3 protein-coding genes are annotated in these 3,191 nt (G+C 72.0%); all 3 read right to left on the bottom strand.

Annotation, left to right across the window (positions count from 1 at the left end):
* A partial coding sequence (locus AC1DP0_RS20050) for a hypothetical protein (RefSeq protein WP_478088002.1) occupies positions 1-1,032 on the bottom strand: 1,032 nt, incomplete at its 3' end.
* On the bottom strand, positions 1,029-2,018 hold the full coding sequence (locus tag AC1DP0_RS20045; RefSeq protein ID WP_478087999.1) for a glutamate ABC transporter substrate-binding protein: 990 nt from the start codon (positions 2,016-2,018) through the stop codon (positions 1,029-1,031). The genes AC1DP0_RS20050 and AC1DP0_RS20045, both read right to left, overlap by 4 nt.
* The coding region (locus tag AC1DP0_RS20040) for a hypothetical protein (RefSeq protein WP_478087996.1) at positions 2,015-3,191 on the bottom strand (1,177 nt) is incomplete at its 5' end. The genes AC1DP0_RS20040 and AC1DP0_RS20045, both read right to left, overlap by 4 nt.

Below are 3,191 nucleotides of genomic sequence, written 5' to 3'. Positions count from 1 at the left end.
TAGACGGCATACGAGWTGAACGCWTGTCTCGTGGGCTCGGWGWTGTGTATWAGAGACTGCGGCCAGCCCGGCGGCATACGTCTCGTGGGCGAGGTCGAGGGCGCGCGAGACCCGCTCGAGCTTGCCGCGGTATGCCGTGAGCTCGGCCGCCGCCTGCGGCACCGGTCCCAGCGCGCGGACGTTGGGGATGGCGAGGTGCGGAGCCGGGGTGATCGCCTCGAGGCAGGCGCGTTCGAGAGCGCGGATGGCGGCGGCGCGGGCGTCGAGCTCCTCGACCTGTTGCTGGGTGCGCACGCGGCTGCGGGCGGCGGAGGCGCGTTCTGCGGCGGCGACGATGAGGTCGCGCTCGAGCACGGCGACATCGATCTCGAGCGGGCCGATGATGCCGCCGACGTCGGCGCCGCGACGGGCACGCTCGACGAGGTCGTCCATGCGACGGTCCAGCCTCGTGATCTTCTCCGTGGCCTCGTCGCGCTGGGCTCCGGCCGGGACGAGCGGGATCTGGTCACGAGTGCGCTCGATCCCTGCGCGCACCAAGGTGATTCGCTGTGTCGCCTCGGCAGCTCCGGGCGCGAGAGAGGCGCGCGCCTGGAGGGTGCGGGTCAGCGAGTCGAGCAGTCGGCACGCCTCGGGCAGGCTGACGGCGAGCGAGCCGCTCGACGGCAGCGACAGGTGCTCGGTGGTGTTGGAGTCGAGACGACCGTGGATGAGGGTCGAGAGCCGTTCGGCCTCGACGGGCCCGACCCGGCCACCGTCGAACGTCGTCTCGAGCAGGGTCAGGCGGTCACTGACGGCCTTCCAGAAGGTCAGCGCCACGGTCAGGTCGTTGGTGATGGCGACCTGCTCCGCCTGGGACAGCTTGAGGACGGCACGGTCGACCTCGCCGAGGTCGGCGCGACGCTGGGCCACCCACTCCCGCAAGGCGAACAGGTACGTCTGCGCCTCGGGGGCCTGGACGGGCACGCCGAGGCGTCCGGGCGCCGTCGGCGCGACGGTGCCCGGGTCGGGGTGGCCCTGCGGCACTGCTGTCATCGTCCGTAGACCGGGGTCGGGGGAGCCGGGGCGGGCCCGAGCGGCGCGGCGAGCCAGCGGTTGTAGGTCGCCTTCCACTGCCCGTCGGCCTCGAGGTCGGCGATGACGCGGTTGACGTAGCGCGCGAAGTAGACGTCGGCCTTGTTGAGGCCGAGGCCGTAGGGCTCGACGGTGATGGCCTTGGCGCTCGTGATCACGGTGTTGGGGTCCTGTGCGGCGAGCCCGGCGAGCACGGTGTCGTCACCGGTGATGGCGTCGGCCTTGCCCTGCTGGAGCAGCACGAGGCAGCCGGTGTGCGTGCCGGCCGTGACGACGACAGGACCCTTCACCTGCTGCAGCTTCGTCAGCGACGTGGTGCCGGTGGGCGCGCAGACCCGCTTGCCCTTGAGGTCGGCGAGGCTGAGGTCCTTGGCGCCAGGAAGCGCCTTGCTGACGAGGACCTTCTGACCGGAGCGGTAGTACTCCGCGGAGAAGGCGATGTCGTTCCAGCGGCCGCACGTCATCGACAGGTTGCGGGCGACCATGTCGACCGAGCGGGACTGGAGCAGCGGGATGCGGTCCGCTGCGGTGATGACCCGCAGCTGGAGCTTGCCGGGGTCCCCGAAGATCGCCTTCGCGACGGCCCGGGCCATGTCGATGTCGAAGCCCTGGATGCCGCCGGTGAACGGGTCCCTGGCACCGAAGAGGTAGGTGTCGGCCGAGACGCCGACGACGAGGAAGCCACGCTTGATGATCTGGTCGCGCATCGTCGCGTCCGTGATCTCGCCGCGGCTCGGCAGCGTGGCGAGCGGGCCGTAGGACTGCGTGGCGTTGTCGCACGTCGGCGCTGCGACCGCGGGGGCGCTGCTCGACGGCGGCGGTGCGGTGGTCGCCGGCAGCGGCGTCTCGGCGTACGTGACACCCGAGCAGCCGGCGAGCACACCGAGGCCTGCGACGGCGACGAGGGCGGAGAGACGCCGGCGCACCACGGACGTGAGGGCGCTCATCGGTACTCCTCGATCCGCTGGCCGATACCTCGGATCACGAGCCACGACGCGGCGAGTGCCGCGAGGGCGACGACGAGGGCGATGAGCGGTGCGCTGCCACCGAGGCGCTGGAGACTGGAGACGGTGGTCCTCGCCGCGTCGTCGCGGGCCTGCGTGACGGCGACGTCGAAGTCGCCGAAGGTCTTCGCCGCGCCTCCGGCGGCGGTGCTCGTCGACAGCTTGACGGCTTCGTCCCACCTGCCACCGTCGTCGAGCGAGCGCACCTTCTGGTGCGCGGTCACGTAGTCGGTCCAGAGGCTGCTCAAGGCCGCGGACTGGTCGATCCCGTCGAGGGTGTTGCGGACGGCGGCCTCGTTCGTCTTCCACGCCCCCTCGTTGGTGGCTCCCGAGCCCCGGCGGATGAGTGTCAGGCTCTCATTGGCGCGGGCGTCGTTGGCGGCCGTCGTGACGTYGGCGAGGGCGACGGCCCGCTGGTAGTCGCCCTGGGAAACCCCGCGGGTCGCGCTCCCGGTGCCGGTGATGATGGTCGCCGTCACGAAGAGAGCGACGAGCAGCAGCGCGATGGCGCCCGTCAGCGACGGGTTGAGGTAGCGGTGCGTCCGCCGGGCGAGCCAGACCGCGAGGGCGACGAGGCCGATGAGGGCGGCGACCCCCACCAGCAGCTGGAGGCTCGAGTTGCTGCGGTCGAACTCCTTCTGGGAGCGGTCCTCGTTGGTCTGGACGACCTGCGTCACGATCGGGATCGCGTCGGAGCGCAGCCCGGCGCTGGCCTGGGTGAGGTACTGCGCGCCCACGGGGAGGCCGAGACGGTTGTTGGAGCGGGCCTGCTCGACGAGGGCGGCATACGTCTGCACCCGCTCGGCGAGCACACCGAGCGCCTTGCCGTCGGCAGGCTGGGCGGCCGCGGCCTCGGCGATGCCGCTGGCGACCCGGGCCATGGCGCCCTCGTAGCTGGCGCGGGACTCGGCGGACTCGAGGCCGCCGACGAGGAAGGCGTTCGTGGCCACGGCGTCGGCGCGGAGCAGGTCGACGTGGATCGACTGGGCGCGGACGACCTGCGCCGTGTTGTTGGCGGCACGCTCGACCGCCGCCTGCGAGGCGAGCAGCGCGTTGACGCTCACGACGCCGAGCAGCACGGCGGCGATGACCCCGAGGAGGCCGAAGAGCCGCATC

The sequence above is a fragment of the Terrabacter sp. P5_B1 genome (assembly GCF_056400505.1).
The sequence above is the reverse complement of the archived record's forward strand: the minus strand, read 5'-3'. Positions and strand labels throughout refer to the sequence as shown.

What these genes read in the sequence shown, in the direction of transcription:
- AC1DP0_RS20045 (WP_478087999.1), bottom strand. Translation starts at nt 2,018, where the DNA reads ATGAGCGCCCTCACGTCCGTGGTGCGCCGGCGTCTCTCCGCCCTCGTC.